Origin of the sequence: Chryseobacterium paridis (genome assembly GCF_016595215.1) — a bacterium.
In the GTDB taxonomy this organism is placed as follows: domain Bacteria; phylum Bacteroidota; class Bacteroidia; order Flavobacteriales; family Weeksellaceae; genus Chryseobacterium; species Chryseobacterium paridis.
In genome coordinates, this window is sequence record NZ_JAENHK010000010.1 from 1,083,765 (window position 1) to 1,101,233 (window position 17,469).

Below are 17,469 nucleotides of genomic sequence, written 5' to 3' on the forward strand. Positions count from 1 at the left end.
ATAATTTCATAGTTTTGCACACTTATAAAGTCTTATCTTCGTAAGATCTTAATATTCTAGATAGATTCTACTATAATGGAAGAAAAAAAGGAAATGTCCTTTCTTGGGCACATTGGAGAATTAAGAGGTCATCTTGTTCGTTCAATTATTGCTATTATCGTGGCCGCTCTTATCATCGGCTTTAATATCAATTGGATCATGGATCACATTTTTTTTGGTCCTACCAGGAATGATTTCCCTACTTTTAAAGTTGTCAATCATTTTTCAAGATTGATATTGGGAGATGACAGTATTCATCTTCCAAAAGAATTCCCTGTACGTGTTCAGAGACTGTATCAGCAGTTTAATGTCATGATGGCTGTTTCTATTTTCGGAGGAATCGTGTTGGCTTTTCCTTATATTGTCTGGGAATTGTGGCGCTTTATAAGTCCTGCATTGCATCCTAACGAAAGAAAAAATTCAATTTTCATTATTAATTCAGTTTGGATCTTGTTTATGATGGGAGTCTTATCCGGATATTTTTTAATCCTACCTTTTGCAGTTAACTTTGGGGTTATCTTCAAGATATCCGATATCATTATTCCACTTTATGATTTAAGTGATTATACTACCTTATTTTTACAGGTTGTACTGGGAATGGGAGTTGTTTTTCTTTTCCCGATCCTCATTTATTTCCTTACCAGCATTGGAATACTTAATCCAAAATTCATGAAAACTTACCGCAGACATGCTATCGTTCTGATTATGGTAGTGGCGGCAATTATAACTCCTGCAGATGTTTTAAGTATGATCATGGCCGCTTTACCACTGCTTCTATTGTATGAATTCAGTATTATCATGTGTTCTTATGTCTATAAAAAAGTTCAGAAACGCGAAGGAAATCTTCCGGTAGTTCAGAAATAATTTAATAAAAAGCGAAAAGGCATAATTGCAGAAAGACTTTGAGCTATTACAATATTCCCGCAGATGATATCTGCGGGATTTTTTATTCCTGATGGAGATGTTTATTTGGAGCTTAATCCCGCTTTTCGTTGCAATCTTTTTTTCAAAAAAGGATTTCCACTGCAATCGGGGCTAGTGTAATACTTATGTTGAAAAAGCAGCAAGGTATTTCAACAATTTTAGGTTTTCACAAATTTATGATCAATTAATTTTCTATTTTTGATAGATTATTAATTTGATATCAAAATGAAAAAGCTTTCATATACACTTTTATTTGCATCTGCATTAGCATTCGGGCAATTCTTCGAAAAGCCGGCGACCTTCACAAAACAGGATACTTTAAAAGGCTCCAATACTAAATTCAGAAATTTCTGGGATGTTAAAAAGTATGAACTTTCAGTAGAACCTGATTTCGAACAGAAAAGCATCAAAGGTGCCAATAAAATCAGTTTTGAAATCATCAAAGATGTAACCAATCCTACTTTTCAAATTGATCTTCAAAAACCAATGAAAGCTGATAAAATAGAAGCAAGTTTCCCAATGGAATTCAAGCAAGATGGTGATTTCATTTTCATCACAACCAATAAGAATTTCAAAAAAGGTGAAAAATATACAATTGATGTTACTTATTCCGGAAATCCTGTGATTGCTAAAAAAGCACCTTGGGATGGTGGTTGGGTATTTACCAAAGATGAAAATGGAAATCCATGGATGAGTGTAGCTGATGAAGGCATAGGAGCTTCTATATGGCTTCCTACCAAAGATATCTGGAGTGATGAGCCGGATAATGGGATCATTATGAAAATAATTACTCCTAAAGACCTTGTAGGTGTTGGAAACGGGAGATTAATCGATAAAAAAACAGAGGGTGATAAAACCACATTCACATGGGAGGTTAAAAATCCTATCAATGCTTATTCTATTATCCCTAATGTTGGAAAGTATGTCAATTTTAAAGATACTTTTAACGGAGAAAAAGGAAAACTGGATCTTGACTATTGGGTTTTAGATTATAATTTAGAGAAAGCAAAAAAACAGTTCCAACAGGTAAAACCAATGTTATCAGCATTTGAATATTGGTTTGGACCTTATCCTTTCTATGAAGACTCTTATAAACTGGTAGATTCACCTTATTTAGGAATGGAACACCAGAGTAGTGTTGCCTATGGTAACAAATATATGAATGGATATCTGGGAAGAGATTTATCCGGAACCGGAGTGGGATTGAAATGGGACTTTATTATCATCCACGAAAGCGGACATGAATGGTTTGCCAATAACATCACAGCAAAAGATCAGGCTGATATGTGGATCCATGAAAGCTTCACCAACTATTCTGAAGTTCTTTTCACTGAAAAGTATCTGGATAAAAAATCTGCGGATATATATGCCATCGGAATCCGAAATATTATCAGTAACGATGTTCCGATTATTGGTAAATATGGTGTAAGAAATGAAGGCAGTGGAGATATGTATCCTAAAGGAGCCAATATGATCCACACCATCCGTCAAGTCATCAATAATGATGAGAAATTCAGACAGATCCTAAGAGGATTAAATAAAGAGTTCTACCATCAGACAGTTACTACCCAACAAATTGAAAATTATATCAACTCTAAATCAGGAATTGATTTTTCATCTGTATTTACTCAATACCTAAGAACCATAAAAGTTCCTACCCTGGAGTATTCTCAAAATGGAGAAGCTTTAAAGTTCCGATATACCAATGTGGTTAAAAACTTTAAACTTCCAATCAGAATAGACGGTGAACAAACCATTACTCCAACAGAAGAATGGCAAACTGTAAAATTGAAAAAAGGAACGCCGGTAGAGTTTAATAAGAATTATTACGTGAATTATAAGAAGGTGCAATAGGCGAATAGGCTGATAAGCAAAATCGCGAAATCGCAGATTCGTAAAATTGCCAAATTGTTAAATTGCGAGATCGATAAACAAATTTACGATTCTGCAGTTTTGCAAATTCGCAATTCAGCAATTTTGCCTTTTCGCCCTTCTGCATTTCAGCCCTTTCGCCATTTTAAGAAAAGTTTAATACTGCATTGGACTCGTATTTGTAACAAAATCATTTTTAGAACAACTACTTAACTATAAATTCTAATCAATGAAAAAAATAGCACTAAGTTTAGGTATTATAGCCACTGTTTTGGCCAATGCCCAATCTATCAAGACCAATATTGACCTGGTCAACGTAAAAGACGATAAGGTAGCAGTAACAATGGAGTTCCCTAAAATGAAATCAGGGAATGTAAAATTCCATTTTCCTAAAACAGTTCCTGGAACCTATTCCGTAGATGACTATGGAAGATTTATAGAAGGTATTAAATTCTTAGATAATAAAGGAAGAGAATTACCATTTACAAAAGTGGATGACAATTCATATGCGCTTAAAAACGCTCAGTTTCTAACAAAAGTGACCTATTTGGTTAATGACAGTTTTGATGATGAAATGAATACAGAAAAGCACAAGGCTGTATTCTCTCCTTCCGGAACAGACATCGAAGCTGGTAAAATATTCATGATCAACACCCATGGATTTATAGGATACATTGATGATATGCAGGATGTTCCTTATCAGTTGGTTATTCAGAAACCTACAGATTTTTATGGAACTACAGCTTTGGTAGACCAGGATAAATCAGAAGCAACAGATACTTTTACATTAGCCAATTATGCTAAAGTAACTGATTCACCATTAATGTATACAAAACCTGATTATATTACCTTCAATGCAGGAGGAATGGATCTGGTATTGGGAGTATACTCACCAACAGGAAAATATAAAGCTGCTGATTTTAAAGAAAATTTAGAAAAGATGGTTGTTGCTCAAAAGAAATTTTTGGGTGATATGAATACCAATAAAAAATACGCGATCATGCTTTACCTTTCTGGTGGAGATGGTCCACAAATCAAAGGTTTCGGAGCATTAGAACACCATGAATCTACAAGTGTGGTTCTCCCTGAAGCAATGCCTAAAGACGCGATTGATCAAACGATTACTGATGTCGTTTCCCATGAATTTTTCCATACGGTAAATCCATTGAAGACCCATTCTGAAGAAATTCATTATTTCAATTATGCAGATCCTAAAATGTCTCAACATCTTTGGATGTATGAAGGCGGAACAGAATATTTTGCTAATTTATTCCAAATCCAGGAAGGATTGATCAATAAAGATGAATTCCTGAAAAGAATGGGCGAAAAAATAACGAATTCAAAAAGCTTCGATGATACAATGCCATTTACTGTAATGAGTAAAAATGTGCTTGTAGAACCGTATAAAGATCAATACAGAAATGTATATGAAAAAGGAGCATTGATTGCAATGTGTATGGATATTGAATTGAGAAAGTTATCTAACGGTGAGATGGGTTACCGTGATATGATCAGAAAACTGTCTCAGAGATTTGGTGAAAATAAGCCATTCAAAGACGATAAATTGATCGACGAGTTGGTAACTGTTACAGGATATCCCCAGATCAAAGATTTCTATAACAAATATATTGCGGGAAATCAGCCGACACCTTATGCGGAATATTTAAATCAGGTGGGCGTTGAAGTTAAGAAACAGGAAACGCCTCCTATTTTCTGGATGATCAAAGATCCAAATCAAACAGGATTTAATGAGAAAAATAACACGTTTATTTTTGATGAAAATTCTCCTCTATCTCCTTTTGCAAAAAGTATTGGTTTTAAAATCACAGATGAAGTATTTGCCATAGATGGAAAGACCATTGATGTTAAAAACATACCAGCTTTTATCAGTTACACAAAAACCATTAAAGACGGACAAGATGTTACTGTAACTGTCTTGAGAAAAAATGGTGATAAGACTGATAAAATAGATCTTAAAGGAAAAGCAATTTTAGATAAACTAACAAAGGAAACCCTTCAGTTTAAAGCCAATCCGACACCAGCAGAGCAAAAACTGCAGGATCAGTGGCTAACAGGAAAGAAGTAACAACATACTTATAAAAAAAGAGCGAGGATATTTCCTCGCTCTTTTATTTTCCAACCCCATCATTGTAAGCTTCCTTACGCTTTTCTTATTGTTATTCTAAAAGTAGTCCCCTTTCCAATTTCGGTTTGCGAAATTTTTATATCTCCATTATGGTATTCCTGCACTACTCTTTTTGCCAGGGATAAACCCAATCCCCATCCGCGTTTCTTTGTTGAGTACCCCGGTTTAAAAGCGTTTCTTGCCTGCTGTTTGGTCATTCCGCTTCCAGTGTCTTTTACTTCCACAAGAATATTTTTGTTTCTTTCAAAAACCGACATTTGTATAGCTCCCTCCCCTTTCATTGCGTCTACTGCATTTTTCACTAAATTTTCAATAACCCAGCTCATCAGAATTTTATTATGAGGAACCAAAATTGTATAAGTAGGTAGCTGTAGAGTAAAACTGATCTTCTTTGAAATCCTATTCTTTAAATATTCATAATTTTCCTGAATCATTCGGTTAAAATCCATATCATTCAGTTCGGGTACTGATCCGATTTTTGAGAATCGCTCCGAAATGGTTCTTAAGCGTTCAATGTCTTTTTCTATTTCATCAATCCCTTCAGAATCCGGATTGTCTAATTTCATGATTTCTATCCAGCCTATCATCGAAGAAAGAGGGGTTCCGATCTGATGGGCTGTTTCTTTTGCCAATCCGGCCCATACATATCCTTCATCAGTCTTTTTAATCGTTCTCAGAAACCAAAAGGAAAATAATAAGTAAGAGAGTATAAATAAACCAAGGAAATACGGATAGTATCTTAAATTATTAAGCAATGACGAGTTATCATAGAAAACAAATTGCTTATCTCCATTGGCAACTTCAATTTCGAATGGAGCATAATTATTCTCCATTTTCAAAATCAGTTTTCTTAATTCCTGAGGATTCTCAAGAACTTCTTTGGCGATGTTTCTTGAACTCCCCTCAAAGATGAATGGTTCCTTATTTTGATCCGTTAAAATCGATGGTATCTGATCGTTTTCAGTCAATATAGCAAACAACAGTTCCTGAGTTTCCGAACTTTTCTGTTTATTGTCCTGTAAAATCTTTATGGCAGTAGCGAAGACTTTGATTCTTTCAGCTTCTTTTTCTCTCAGGTTTTTAATCAGAATATTAGAAGAGACAATAAGAGCAATCACAATTACTGTCAGCAATGTAAAAACAAACCAGTTATTGATCCTCGATAAGAACGGACGATTTTTCATTGCTCTTTTATTTTATTTTAAAATATTTAAAATCTTCTGCAACTCCGTATTCCCACTTCCCTGATAGTTATTTATAATAATAGAAAATACGTATTTCTTTCCATCTTTTGCAGTCTGATATCCTGCAAAGGATTTTGTATCTCTCATGGTTCCACTTTTTATTTTCATTCCATTCTCTTGCGTTGGAAATCCATCATAATAGGAATCGAACCAGGGTTGCTTTTTAGCATACAATAATGCCTGTACTTCTGCTTTAGCTGAAACATAATTTTGAGGAGATAGTCCACTTCCATCGGCAAAATTGATCATATTTGGATTGATTCCATTGGATTTCCAAAATTCCTTAAGATAAGCGACTCCACTTTTAAAGCTGGAATTTCCTTTTTTTTCTTTTCCTAAAGTTTTGATAAGTGTTTCTCCATACAGATTGATGCTTTTTCTTAAAAACCAATAGATAATTTTATCAAGCGTTGGCGATTGATATGTAAGGATTATATTTTTCTTTGGAGTTACAATAGGTTGTTTTCCTTCAATTTCAAGTTGGGAATTGGTAATCACTTTTCCTGAAAAATCAATCCCTGATTCTTTAAGCCATTGCTTTACCTCTACTCCAAGTTGTAAGGGTGGATTAGGAGTTGATCCTGAAACAGTAACCGTTTTTCCGGCAGGTAATGTCCCATTAATTAAAGCAACATTAGAATGGGGTGCTGTAAAAATAAGGCTCTGATCAGAATTTCCACCAGCCTTCAAATCATTCAGCCACTGTACTCCCGCTAAGGGATAAGAAAAACCTTTAAAATCAGCTCCATTAATATTGATATCAAACTGATTTTCCCGCCAGTTTACGCCCCAGACTCCGGCTCCATAGTAATTTCCCAAATCATCCCATGGCCATCCTCCCGGAATTGTCTGATGATCAAAATAAGAATCATCAATAATCAGATCTCCTGAAATCTTCGTAATCCCCAATGTTTTAATAGCCTCAATCAGCTTTTTCTTAAAACTTTCAGGTTTATAGGCTTCATATCGCCAACTTCCCAAAGTAGGATCTCCATTAGAAGTAATAAAAAGATCTCCGCTCAATATATTTTTTGAAATATTTCCTGAATAACTGGATATTGTTTTAAAAGTATAGTTTTTCCCTAAGGTTTCCAATGCTGCCCCGGCAGTGAATATTTTCTGAGTAGAAGCAGTCGAAAGTCCTTTATTACCCTGATACTCGTAAACTAAATTACCATTTTCATCTGCTACATAAAAAGATAAGCTAGATGCTATACCACCAGAGGAATTCATTAAATCCTTTGTAGCATCATCTAGTTTTTGTGCAATATTTTGAGCAAAAATTATTTGTGTAGAGAATATGACAACAGCAAGTGTTTTTTTCATTATATCATTGTTATGTGGATTGGATCATTCATCATTGCATTGTTCTGAATATGATCATACAGATGATGGATATCCAATTCTTATTCAAATATAAAAAAGATTCGTTTGATTTAAATTAATGAGCTTCCTGCTTCAATCTCGTAAGGTTCTTTTCCTTTTTCAAAAATCCTTGTCAGCTCACTTCCTTCAACAGTTATTTGATCACCTATTCTTCGGATCCAATTTCCTTCGCGAAGGCCTATTACCTTTAGGTCATTTTGGGTTAAAAACTCCTTTATTCTTGTTTCTCTGGTTTCACCATTATGCTTTAGTTCAGGATTAGGGTCTAAATAATGAGGGTTCAAATTAAAAGGAACCAATCCCATACAATCAAAACTAGGTGGATAAACGATTGGCATATCATTCGTCGTTTTCATATTTTGTCCGCCAATGTTACTCCCTGCGCTGCATCCCAAATAGGGTTTGCCGCTCTCTACATTATTTTTTAAAACCGTCATCAGTTTTTCTTCATGTAAAGTTTTAACTAATAAAAATGTATTCCCTCCTCCTGTAAAATATCCTTTTGCGTTGTTCAGCGCTTCAACTTTATCTTCAAATTCATGAAGGCCTTTTACATTGATATTAATGGTTGCAAAAAAAGAACGGGCTTTAGCAGTATAATCATCATGGGAAATTCCACCAGGCCTGGCAAAAGGAACAAAAATGATTTCGTCAATTCCTTTATATAATTCTATTAATTCTTCTGTTAAGTATTCCAGATATTCTCCACCGAAAATAGTGGATGTTGAGGCTAATATGATATTCATACAATGAAATTATATAGATTATTTTAAAATATAGTTGTACTACAAAGATAAACTCAAACACCAACGAATCAAAAATTAAGCTAAAAAAAATATGGTATCCGTTAATATTTTCTAAAAAAGCCTAAAGCTTCTAAAATTTGAGCTTTTATGGAATTATTATTGGACATTAGAATTAGAATTTTAAAATATAAGATTATGAAAATGGCTAAAATTAATATCAAAAATCTATTTTTAGGTTTATTATTTGTAGGAAGTGCAGGTCTAGTGCACGCACAAACTACTCAAGTCGACAGTACAAAAACAACAACTAATACAGCTGCTACGAGCCAATCAGGTGCTACTACTATTGATGGTCTTAAAAAGCAAATTGAAGCCAATCCTAAGGATACGGAATCATTAGCAAAATTAGCAGCAGCCTATCAGGAGGCTTCAGATTGGACTAATGCAATTGATACCTGGAAAAAGATATCAGCATTATTACCAGATTGGGCTCCGTCTTATTACAGTCAGGCATATGCTTATCAGGCAGCAAAAGATGATGCTAACGCAAAAATCGCTTACGAAAAGTATATTGCAACTGTAAAACCTGAAGAGGTAGAACAAAATAAGAAAAATCTAGCATACGCTTATTTCTATCTTGCCTTTACAGAACAGAAAAGTGATCCGAATAAAGCAAAAGAACATATTGCCAAATCAATACAATATGATCCTAGCAATCAGGACGCTATCAAACTTAGTAAAACATTAAATTCTTAATAAACAAAAATCCGGAAAATTTTCCGGATTTTTTGTTGGTCTTAATTCTTATCAGATTTTATTTTAATTGATTCTTTTACCAAAAAAATCAATTTCACCTTTAAGGTGTCTTATGATTTTATCAATGTTTCTCTGGATACTTTCTTCTGTCTTTAAATTATTAATATATCTCACCAACTCCAGCTTTCTTGAAGGGATTAAGCTTTCAAAGTTATGTAAAGTAATGGGATCTTCTTTAATTGCCTGATCCAGTTTTGGGTGAATAGGAATGCTTCTGTCAGAATCATCATATTCTATTGAAACTTCAATGATCTCTCCAATTCTTTTGGGTGAGTTTTTGAGCATAATAAGATTAATGTACAATCTCCATTCTCCCAAATATCTCATTAAATTCTGTTTGTATTCCAGCCCATTTACAGTTCCTTTAACAGGAATAGGACTTTTCTCCCTTCCTGAAACTTCAAAAATTGTTTTCAAAATATCTTCGGGAACAAAAACAAAAGGATTGATTCCAATAATTTCGAGCTCGGTTGTAAATAGATTATCTTTCATGGATAACAAATTTAGAAAATAGTTTCATATGATGAGTACTTGTTGTGAGATGTGGGATGCGGGGTACGAGATTCGAGGTTCGAGGTTCGAGATGCGGGTTTCAGGATTCGGGTTTCGAGGTTCTGTGAAAGTCAAATTACGACTTTATTTATAACTTCCATAATCCGTCATCCATCTTTCAATTTTCAACTTTCCATTTTCAACTCTCCATTTTCAACTTCCAACTCCAAACTAACCACCAACTAAATTTTCCACTCACAAAGTATTCGCTATCTTTGCATCAATAAATCTATTTAACAAAATGAAATTTTTTATAGACACTGCTAATTTAGAGCAAATTAAGGAAGCAAAAGACCTTGGAATTTTAGATGGAGTTACAACTAACCCATCATTAATGGCAAAAGAAGGTATTCAGGGAGCTGAAGCCATCAGAAACCATTACAAGACTATTTGCGAGATTGTAGATGGAGATATTTCTGCAGAAGTACTTTCAACTACCTATGAAGAAATGATCAAAGAAGGTGATGAATTGGCAGCAATCCACCCTAATATTGTGGTAAAAATACCAATGATCAAGGATGGTATCAAAGCATTAAAATACTTTTCAGATAAAGGAATCAAAACCAACTGTACTTTAATTTTCTCTCCAGGACAAGCGCTTCTGGCAGCAAAAGCAGGAGCTACTTACGTTTCTCCTTTCTTGGGAAGATTAGATGACATTTCTACTGACGGACTTAATCTTATTCAGGAGATTCGTTTGATTTTTGACAACTATATGTATGATACTGAAATTTTAGCAGCATCTATCCGTCATTCAATGCATATTATTGATTGTGCTAAAATTGGTGCTGATGTTATTACCTCTCCACTTCCTCCGATCTTGAGTTTATTAAAGCACCCTTTAACGGATAGCGGATTAGCTCAATTTATTGCAGATTCTCAGAAATTAGCTTAATTTCTTAAGATACAGTATAAATAAAAAGCGTCTGAAATTAAATTTCAGACGCTTTTTTATGTCTTAAGGAAAAATAGTACGTACTATAAGAATGTATTCTAATTTTCTGAATCCGGTTCTATTGGATTATTATTCTTGCTTAATACCTCTTTTGTCCTTTTTTCCATTTCCCTGAATACCTGATTAGGATCCGAAATTTCCTTTCCATCTGCTGTTTTCGTTTTGAAGACTACTTTATTATTAGAATCTCCTCCATTTCTCATCATCATTTCCCGCATATTTTTGGTAGGATCATTTACATAAGCTTTCCATGCTTTCCGGAATTGGTCTTTGGTTACTTCAATTTCTTTTCCACCCATTCCTATCATTCTTATACCTTCAGGAACCTGCATTTCTTTTTCCTGTTCAGGATCGGGCATCTTTTTATTTCCAATAAGAGTCATGGAGTGTGAACCTGTTGCATCTTCTATTTTTACGATCAGTCCTGGCAGACCATAAAATTTATACGGCCCGTCCTGAAATGGTATATCTGTAGTAAACCAGGCAGTCCATTCTCTACCCCCAAATTGAGTGGTTGCTTTTTGGGTATTATATTCTCCTATCTTTTCTTTCTCCGGAAGAATCTTCCATTCTGGCTTCTTATCTTCCTTGATCTTATATTGATCCATAGAAATACTTCTGAACAGATAAGTCGTAAAATCCGGATATTTTTTAGTCACTTTGAAAGCAACCTGCCCGGGTTTTTCTCTTCTGTTAACATTTATATTTCCGGGACTTGATTTCATTTGCCTTTCAATATCTGCTTTTGTTGTGGAGTCAGCTACAAATTTATCACGACTGTAATAACTTGAACCATTCTTATCAATATCTAATAACATCATTTCCTTTTTCACATCCGCTTTATCGTTGGAATTCGGAATGAATTTATATTCATAGAAAAACCTGTTCGTTTGTGCATTGATTGTGATACACAGCAACAAAAAAAGTAAAATTGTTTTCTTCATGGATTATTTTAAAATAAAAAGCTTTGCCAATCTGTGACTGACAAAGCTAGTTGGAACTTTATTTCTTTGTCTCTATTCTGATCTCACCTCTTCTAATGTTCGCCCCCTCCTGTCTGTTGATATTGATACTGGCAATATCACTCGGGTTTAAAGCGTCCATCTCTTTCTTTGTTACCTGTTTGCCATTCACAAAAATTTTAACATCATCTTCTCCGCTAAATTTGAAATTCTTCACACCATTCATAGTGATACTTCCCCTTCCATCATTTTTTATAAAATCTGCCTGCATAAACATTGCGGGTTCACTTTTTGGATTATAAAAGCTGCTACTGGAATTAAAAATATACGTTCTTCTGTTATTACCATCTAAAGCTCTTCTTTCTGCATCCAACTTCATTCTTTCTGCATCTAGTTTGGCTCTCTTTTCATTAAGCTTCGCTCTTTTTTTATCCAGCTTTGCTCTTTTTGATGCCAATTCCATTGCTCCTTTTGCATTTTCAGAAGCTCTGGCAAGCTCTGCAGCATCCCACTTCACGTCTTTCATATCTCCAAATTTCATCACTTTCACTCTTGGAGTATTCGGTGGAGTTGGCACATCGTCATAATCAAAATTGATTTCCGGTATTTCAGGAATTTCAATATTCATATTATTTTTAAGGTCTTTTACCTTATTTTTCCACTCATCAGATTTGAAGAAATCATTGATCTTTTTTATTTCACTTCCATTTATTGAATAAGCCATTCTAAAATCATCAGAACTTGCAATTCTGCCCATTTCTGAAGAAAGTGTACTGAGCTCATCTACATTTTTTTGAAACTCTTTACTTTCTGGTTTCAATTCTTTCAAAGCCTGACTTTTCTCCTGAATTTTCTTGCCAAGATCTTTTAATTTCTCGGTTTCTCTCTTTCTCAATATTTTTTGCTGAGATTCATCAATCTTGCTAATTCTTGGAGTTATAGTATCCTTTTTAACCTGAACAACTGCTTTTTCGATTTGAGACTCATTTTTGATTTGAGATACAGCCTCATGAATAGCAATATTCGTTTCTTTTATTTCTTTATTCTTTGCATTTACCATATAGGCAAAAGCCACTGTAAATAAAACCGGTAATGCAAATATTCTTCGCGCATATCCGAATTTTGTTTTAGGTTTTTGTAACATTTTTAATCGTTTTTTTAGATTTGAACTTAAAAACGGACTGGTTGCAGGTAACTGTGTTCCGGAAAAGTGACTTGCTAAAAGCATCTGCGCAAATGCTTTCGTATCCGATTGTTTGACGGCTTTGTTATCAGCCAGATATTCATGGATTAAACTAAGTTCTTTTTTTACAAGATAAAAGAACGGATTGAACCAGAAAACGGCGGTAATCACTTCGATAAAGATTTTATCGAATGAGTGTTTCTGCTCAATATGTACCATTTCATGCTTTAAAATCTGCTTTCCTATATCAGAATTCAATACAATTGAATTTTTCCAGAAAAGATTTTTAAAGTAAGAAAACGGGGCCTCAGTAAGATTGGTGTGATAGAAATTAATCCCATCAAAACTTTCTTTCTGAAATTGACTTTTAAGCTGTTGGATTTTGATGATCCCGTAGATAAATTTCCCTAGAAAATAGAAAGAAACCAATCCCAAAGCTGAAAAAATAATTCTAAAATAAATGTGGTCATTGCTTATGTTTTTATTTGAATTAAAATTCTGTAACTTATTTATTAACACATATACCTCATTATTCACTTCTATTGTAAAGTCATCCACCCTGATCAGAGGTAATAATAATGACAGTAAAATGGCAGATAACAAATAAAATCTGTTATAATGATGAAATGTCTTGTCTTTTAAAGACAACTGATAGTATAAAAATGTTACACCAGAACATACAATTATTTTCCCAAAATATAGAAATAGAGTTTCCATGTCAGTTTTTCTTTTTGAGTTCGTTTAATAACATTTCAAGATCTTCAACAGTCATTTCATTTTTTTCTACAAGAAAAGAAACTGCACTTTTATAAGAACCTTTGAAATAATTTTTCACAAGACTCTTCATGGTTTTCCCAGAATACTGCTCTTTTGTGATCAGCGGAAAATACTCGTGCTGCCTTCCGTATACATTATAATCTACAAATTCTTTATCCTTTAGCACTTTTAATATCGTAGAAACGGTATTCGTATGCGGTTTAGGCTCAGGAAACAAATCGAGAATATCTTTAAGAAATCCTTTTTCAATTTTCCAAAGGTATTGCATCACTTGTTCTTCTGCTTTCGTTAAAGTCTGAATTATCATATCCTGTTCATTTTTACTCGCGATATATAAGGTCAAATTCTATATCACTATTAAATTAGTTATACAAATGTAGAAATAAATCTCAATCAAACAACTATTTTTTTAGTGATAAAGCCGTAATAAAAATAACTAACTGATAATCAGTAATATATTTTTTATTAAAATATGTTAATTTTTTAATAGCTATCTATTATGTGCTGAATTATCAATACCAATTCTCTGAATTATAATATAAATTCTTAAAACTTGTTAAATTTTATTAAATAAAATTAAAATGAATATGTTTAAACTGAGAAAATATATTTATTTTAGTGCTTTAAAAATTTCTCATGAAAAGATATAATTTACTGATTGTACTATTACTACTGATTTTTAATGTGACAACTGCTCAAAAAAAGGGTTCTCCCGCAGCAGATTTCAGCTCTTTAAAAGAAACAAAATCCAAAATTGAAAAAACGGTTCCAGCGGTTATCGGACATTTACAAACGATTGCAACCAAAGAAGGAGACAATAATATCCTTACCAATGGAAAGACTGCGTTAGGAAAGGAATATGGTATTTTAGAATCTGAATGGCGTTTATACAGAGGAAATATGAACAATTGTATTTTGAATAATTCTTCTAAAAAAGCAAAAAAATGTATGGAGTACCATACTCAATACTTGAGAAATACTTTGATCAATTATAAAAATTACATTACCTATTTAACAAAGAAGAATGGATATCTGGGTGTAGAAGGAGATACAAAGATTGATTTCAATCCAGGAGAAATTGCTACTAAACTTAATGAAGCATATTTTAATGGAAATGACGCAGCCAACAGAATGAAAGTAGGCCAAAAGAAGGAGTTTCTAGGTCAGAATATGGCTGAAGATATCAATCTAACACCTTACAATCAACTTGCTCAATAATATAAAATCCTGCTTTATAGCGGGATTTTTGTTTTAAATAAAAAGAGAATCACTAAGTGATTCTCTTTTCTTTTGTAACAATCTTATTTTATTAATTAGCTGTGGGATTATTAGGTACGGGTATAAAAACACCACAATCTCTTGAACACTTTCGAATGTCATTATATTCTCCAAGGTTCGTAGTTCCACACATACAAGAGAAACCACCACTAACTGACTTTAACTCGTTTCTTGACAATTCTTTCATTTCGATAAATTATTTAAAGTTTAGGATCCAAAGAAAGGAGTTTCTATAAATGTTACACAAATTGGAATTAGTGAGTGTCGATAATTATTGGGTAAGTGTAGTCTTAAAGTATCTTTATTATTCTAATTAACAGCGGCTGCCCTATAAAGATACATTTACAACTTTCAATTATATCCTTTAATTTTAATATTTAATAAAAATTTTATCTAAAAAAACGATAATTTTTATCAATATTTTTTAATAATACAATAATTCCTTTATTTAATATCTCAGTAATTTGTTTATTTTCTAATTCTTTATTTATCTAGTTATTGCTCTTATATTTTAGCATATTATTTTTAATTTTTAAAAAACTGAAAATAATTATTAAACAAATTCACCAAATCCGAATAATAAAAATGAGATATTTCTTATCCAGTCACTAAAAAAAGTTCTGAAATTCTATTATTTATCATAATAAAAAAGTTTTGAAAAATATGGCAATCGGCAATTGCATCCAAAAATTATTTAGTATAATTGTTTGATTGCAATCAAAAAAACACATTAAAAAATTATCAAGATGAAAAAATTAATTCTTATTTTAGGAATCAGTACATCAAGTATTGTATGTGCAGCTTCACCAATAAAAAATGATGTAAAAACATCAACTGAAATTATTAAAATTCAAAATCAAATTAATCTAGAACAAAATAGCATTAAAAAAATTAGATTCAATGGTTTTATTGCATATGATACTAATTGTTGTGGCACTTGTTATCAATATGGAACTTATACTGAGCAAGATTTAGGAAATGGTATTAATTATTGGGAGTTTGAATCTGCTAGCCAGGCTACTTCATCTACAGTTATCACACCTCCTTGTACAGGCGCAGGCTCATACTTAGGTTAGTAATTAAATTAATATGAAAAACTTACTTATTCTAGCTTCTTATTTTTGTTTACTTTTTTCATGTAGTAAAAAAAATACACAAGTATTAGAAATTAACAAGTTACCAATTGTTGATTATAATGGCTCTGATGAATTTTATAGGAATTCAGGTAAGGTCAAAGCATATTTGGATAAGCAAAAAAAACAAACAATAATTTTTGTTAACAATAAAGTTGTAGATTTTGCAACATTCCATAAATTAATGGATAGTGGGAATGTTGGTGCGATCAAAGTAATTGAAGATAGTACAGAAATAAGTAAATTAAGTTACTCATTTAATGAAGTTAAAAAAATTATTATTGTAACAAAAAAATAGATTATAAGGGGTGGCTGATTTAAATAGCCACCTCTTAACTTATATATTTAAATATGAAAAAATTATTTTCGATTACTATAATATTTCTCTTTAGTTTATTATACTCACAAAATAAGAATCTTAAAATCTTTAAATCCCATATTCAAATAATATATAATATGGATTTTAAAGCTGATTCTACACTAAGTAATAAAAGTGATGATATACTTACCTTATACATTGGTGATAATAAATCAATTTTCCAAAATGATAAAAAATATAAAATCGACTCAATTATAGATAGTCAACCGTATTTTCAAATGTCATCAAGACCAATGTTTAAAGTATCTCATGTTGTAAAAAAAGAATTCAATCAGCCTGATTTAATATATAGTGATAAAATTGATAACGTTAATTTTGGTTATAAAGAAAAAAATCCTCCAATGCAGTGGAAGCTTATTAATGAGAAAAAGAATATACTAACCTATGAATGTTATAAGGCTGAAACAACATTTCGAGGTCGTAACTTTATTGCATGGTATACCAAAGATATTCCAATTTCAGATGGTCCATATAAATTTGCAGGTTTGCCAGGTTTAATTCTTGAAGTTTATGATGATAATGATAACTTTCATTATAAACTTTTAGCTATTACAAAAAAACAACAGGATATATTATATGATGAGAACATTAATTTTATTGAACGTAATAAAATGATAGAAGCAAGAATGAATATTATAAAGAAATACACAAAAGGAGAGATAAAAATAAATCCTTTGGAAAAAAAATAAAAAAAGAGAACCACTAAGTGATCCTCTTTTTGTTTTAGTAGCGGGAACCGGACTCGAACCGATGACCTTCGGGTTATGAGCCCGACGAGCTACCTACTGCTCCATCCCGCGGTGTATCTTTAGAGTGTTTACCGAAAACACTTTGTTCTTAGTAGCGGGAACCGGACTCGAACCGATGACCTTCGGGTTATGAGCCCGACGAGCTACCTACTGCTCCATCCCGCGGTGTATTTTTAGAGTGCTTACCGAAAACACTTTGTTCTTAGTAGCGGGAACCGGACTCGAACCGATGACCTTCGGGTTATGAGCCCGACGAGCTACCTACTGCTCCATCCCGCGGTGTATCTTTAGAGTGTTTACCGAAAACACTTTGTTCTTAGTAGCGGGA

17 protein-coding genes and 3 tRNA genes are annotated in these 17,469 nt (G+C 32.8%); 9 read left to right on the forward strand and 11 right to left on the reverse strand.

Features of this window, described 5'->3' with window-relative positions; translation table 11 throughout:
• The first annotated feature begins 75 nt into the window (after positions 1–75).
• The 3 genes from tatC to JHL15_RS14400 all read left to right on the forward strand — a co-directional run bounded on the left by tatC (position 76) and on the right by JHL15_RS14400 (position 4,921).
• Positions 76–903 (forward strand): twin-arginine translocase subunit TatC, encoded by an 828-nt coding sequence (gene tatC, locus JHL15_RS14390; protein WP_200246818.1) that lies wholly within the window; start codon positions 76–78, stop codon positions 901–903.
• Between the two features lie 285 nt (positions 904–1,188).
• Positions 1,189–2,817, forward strand: coding sequence for a M1 family metallopeptidase (locus JHL15_RS14395; RefSeq protein ID WP_200246820.1), 1,629 nt, complete (start codon positions 1,189–1,191; stop codon positions 2,815–2,817).
• A 247-nt stretch (positions 2,818–3,064) separates the two neighbouring features.
• The gene (locus JHL15_RS14400; RefSeq protein ID WP_200246822.1) at positions 3,065–4,921 is read left to right on the forward strand and encodes a M61 family metallopeptidase; all 1,857 of its coding nucleotides are present in this window, start codon (positions 3,065–3,067) and stop codon (positions 4,919–4,921) included.
• A gap of 74 nt (positions 4,922–4,995) precedes the next feature.
• Here the strand turns inward: JHL15_RS14400 and JHL15_RS14405 are convergent, their stop codons facing one another.
• The 3 genes from JHL15_RS14405 to pepE all read right to left on the reverse strand — a co-directional run bounded on the left by JHL15_RS14405 (position 4,996) and on the right by pepE (position 8,357).
• Positions 4,996–6,165 (reverse strand): sensor histidine kinase, encoded by a 1,170-nt coding sequence (locus JHL15_RS14405; RefSeq protein ID WP_200246824.1) that lies wholly within the window; start codon positions 6,163–6,165, stop codon positions 4,996–4,998.
• A gap of 12 nt (positions 6,166–6,177) precedes the next feature.
• Complete coding sequence (gene dacB, locus JHL15_RS14410; protein WP_200246826.1) at positions 6,178–7,551, reverse strand: D-alanyl-D-alanine carboxypeptidase/D-alanyl-D-alanine endopeptidase; 1,374 nt, start codon at positions 7,549–7,551, stop codon at positions 6,178–6,180.
• A gap of 110 nt (positions 7,552–7,661) precedes the next feature.
• Positions 7,662–8,357, reverse strand: a complete 696-nt coding sequence (gene pepE / locus JHL15_RS14415; protein WP_200246828.1) for a dipeptidase PepE — start codon at positions 8,355–8,357, stop codon at positions 7,662–7,664.
• Between the two features lie 195 nt (positions 8,358–8,552).
• Here pepE and JHL15_RS14420 point away from each other — a divergent pair, with 195 nt between their 5' ends.
• Positions 8,553–9,113 (forward strand): tetratricopeptide repeat protein, encoded by a 561-nt coding sequence (locus JHL15_RS14420; RefSeq protein WP_200246830.1) that lies wholly within the window; start codon positions 8,553–8,555, stop codon positions 9,111–9,113.
• 63 nt (positions 9,114–9,176) lie between these two features.
• Here the strand turns inward: JHL15_RS14420 and JHL15_RS14425 are convergent, their stop codons facing one another.
• Positions 9,177–9,665 (reverse strand): YdeI/OmpD-associated family protein, encoded by a 489-nt coding sequence (locus JHL15_RS14425; protein ID WP_200246832.1) that lies wholly within the window; start codon positions 9,663–9,665, stop codon positions 9,177–9,179.
• A 301-nt stretch (positions 9,666–9,966) separates the two neighbouring features.
• Here JHL15_RS14425 and fsa point away from each other — a divergent pair, with 301 nt between their 5' ends.
• The gene (gene fsa, locus JHL15_RS14430; RefSeq protein ID WP_200246834.1) at positions 9,967–10,620 is read left to right on the forward strand and encodes a fructose-6-phosphate aldolase; all 654 of its coding nucleotides are present in this window, start codon (positions 9,967–9,969) and stop codon (positions 10,618–10,620) included.
• Positions 10,621–10,718: 98 nt separating this feature from the next.
• Here fsa and JHL15_RS14435 read toward each other — a convergent pair whose 3' ends face one another.
• From JHL15_RS14435 to JHL15_RS14445, 3 genes are read right to left on the reverse strand one after another with little or no spacing between them, the layout of a single operon-like run.
• Positions 10,719–11,624, reverse strand: a complete 906-nt coding sequence (locus JHL15_RS14435; protein WP_200246836.1) for a GLPGLI family protein — start codon at positions 11,622–11,624, stop codon at positions 10,719–10,721.
• A 58-nt stretch (positions 11,625–11,682) separates the two neighbouring features.
• Positions 11,683–13,542 carry a M56 family metallopeptidase gene (locus tag JHL15_RS14440; protein WP_200246838.1) on the reverse strand — a complete coding sequence of 620 codons (1,860 nt, stop codon included), beginning with the start codon at positions 13,540–13,542 and terminating at the stop codon, positions 11,683–11,685.
• Between the two features lies 1 nt (position 13,543).
• A complete protein-coding gene (locus JHL15_RS14445) occupies positions 13,544–13,909 on the reverse strand; it encodes a BlaI/MecI/CopY family transcriptional regulator (protein WP_200246840.1) in 366 nt (121 codons plus the stop codon).
• A 329-nt stretch (positions 13,910–14,238) separates the two neighbouring features.
• Between JHL15_RS14445 and JHL15_RS14450 the strand changes: the two genes are divergently transcribed.
• Positions 14,239–14,820: a hypothetical protein gene (locus JHL15_RS14450; RefSeq protein WP_200246842.1), complete on the forward strand. Its 582-nt coding sequence runs from the start codon at positions 14,239–14,241 to the stop codon at positions 14,818–14,820.
• Positions 14,821–14,911: 91 nt separating this feature from the next.
• On the opposite strand, the gene JHL15_RS14455 is transcribed toward JHL15_RS14450, so the two are convergent.
• Positions 14,912–15,067 carry a bacteriocin gene (locus tag JHL15_RS14455; RefSeq protein ID WP_200246844.1) on the reverse strand — a complete coding sequence of 52 codons (156 nt, stop codon included), beginning with the start codon at positions 15,065–15,067 and terminating at the stop codon, positions 14,912–14,914.
• Positions 15,068–15,626: 559 nt separating this feature from the next.
• On the opposite strand from JHL15_RS14455, the gene JHL15_RS14460 reads away from it, so the two are divergent.
• From JHL15_RS14460 to JHL15_RS14470, 3 genes are read left to right on the forward strand one after another with little or no spacing between them, the layout of a single operon-like run.
• Entirely contained in the window at positions 15,627–15,956 is a 330-nt protein-coding gene (locus JHL15_RS14460) for a hypothetical protein (RefSeq protein WP_200246846.1), read from the forward strand.
• A 13-nt stretch (positions 15,957–15,969) separates the two neighbouring features.
• On the forward strand, positions 15,970–16,311 hold the full coding sequence (locus JHL15_RS14465) for a hypothetical protein (RefSeq protein ID WP_200246848.1): 342 nt from the start codon (positions 15,970–15,972) through the stop codon (positions 16,309–16,311).
• A gap of 53 nt (positions 16,312–16,364) precedes the next feature.
• Positions 16,365–17,081 carry a GLPGLI family protein gene (locus tag JHL15_RS14470; RefSeq protein WP_200246850.1) on the forward strand — a complete coding sequence of 239 codons (717 nt, stop codon included), beginning with the start codon at positions 16,365–16,367 and terminating at the stop codon, positions 17,079–17,081.
• A gap of 38 nt (positions 17,082–17,119) precedes the next feature.
• On the opposite strand, the gene JHL15_RS14475 is transcribed toward JHL15_RS14470, so the two are convergent.
• The 3 genes from JHL15_RS14475 to JHL15_RS14485 all read right to left on the reverse strand — a co-directional run bounded on the left by JHL15_RS14475 (position 17,120) and on the right by JHL15_RS14485 (position 17,420).
• Positions 17,120–17,192: transfer RNA gene (locus JHL15_RS14475), tRNA-Met, on the reverse strand.
• 41 nt (positions 17,193–17,233) lie between these two features.
• A tRNA-Met gene (locus JHL15_RS14480) sits at positions 17,234–17,306 on the reverse strand.
• A gap of 41 nt (positions 17,307–17,347) precedes the next feature.
• Positions 17,348–17,420 (reverse strand) — tRNA-Met (locus tag JHL15_RS14485).
• Between the last annotated feature and the right edge of the window lie 49 nt (positions 17,421–17,469).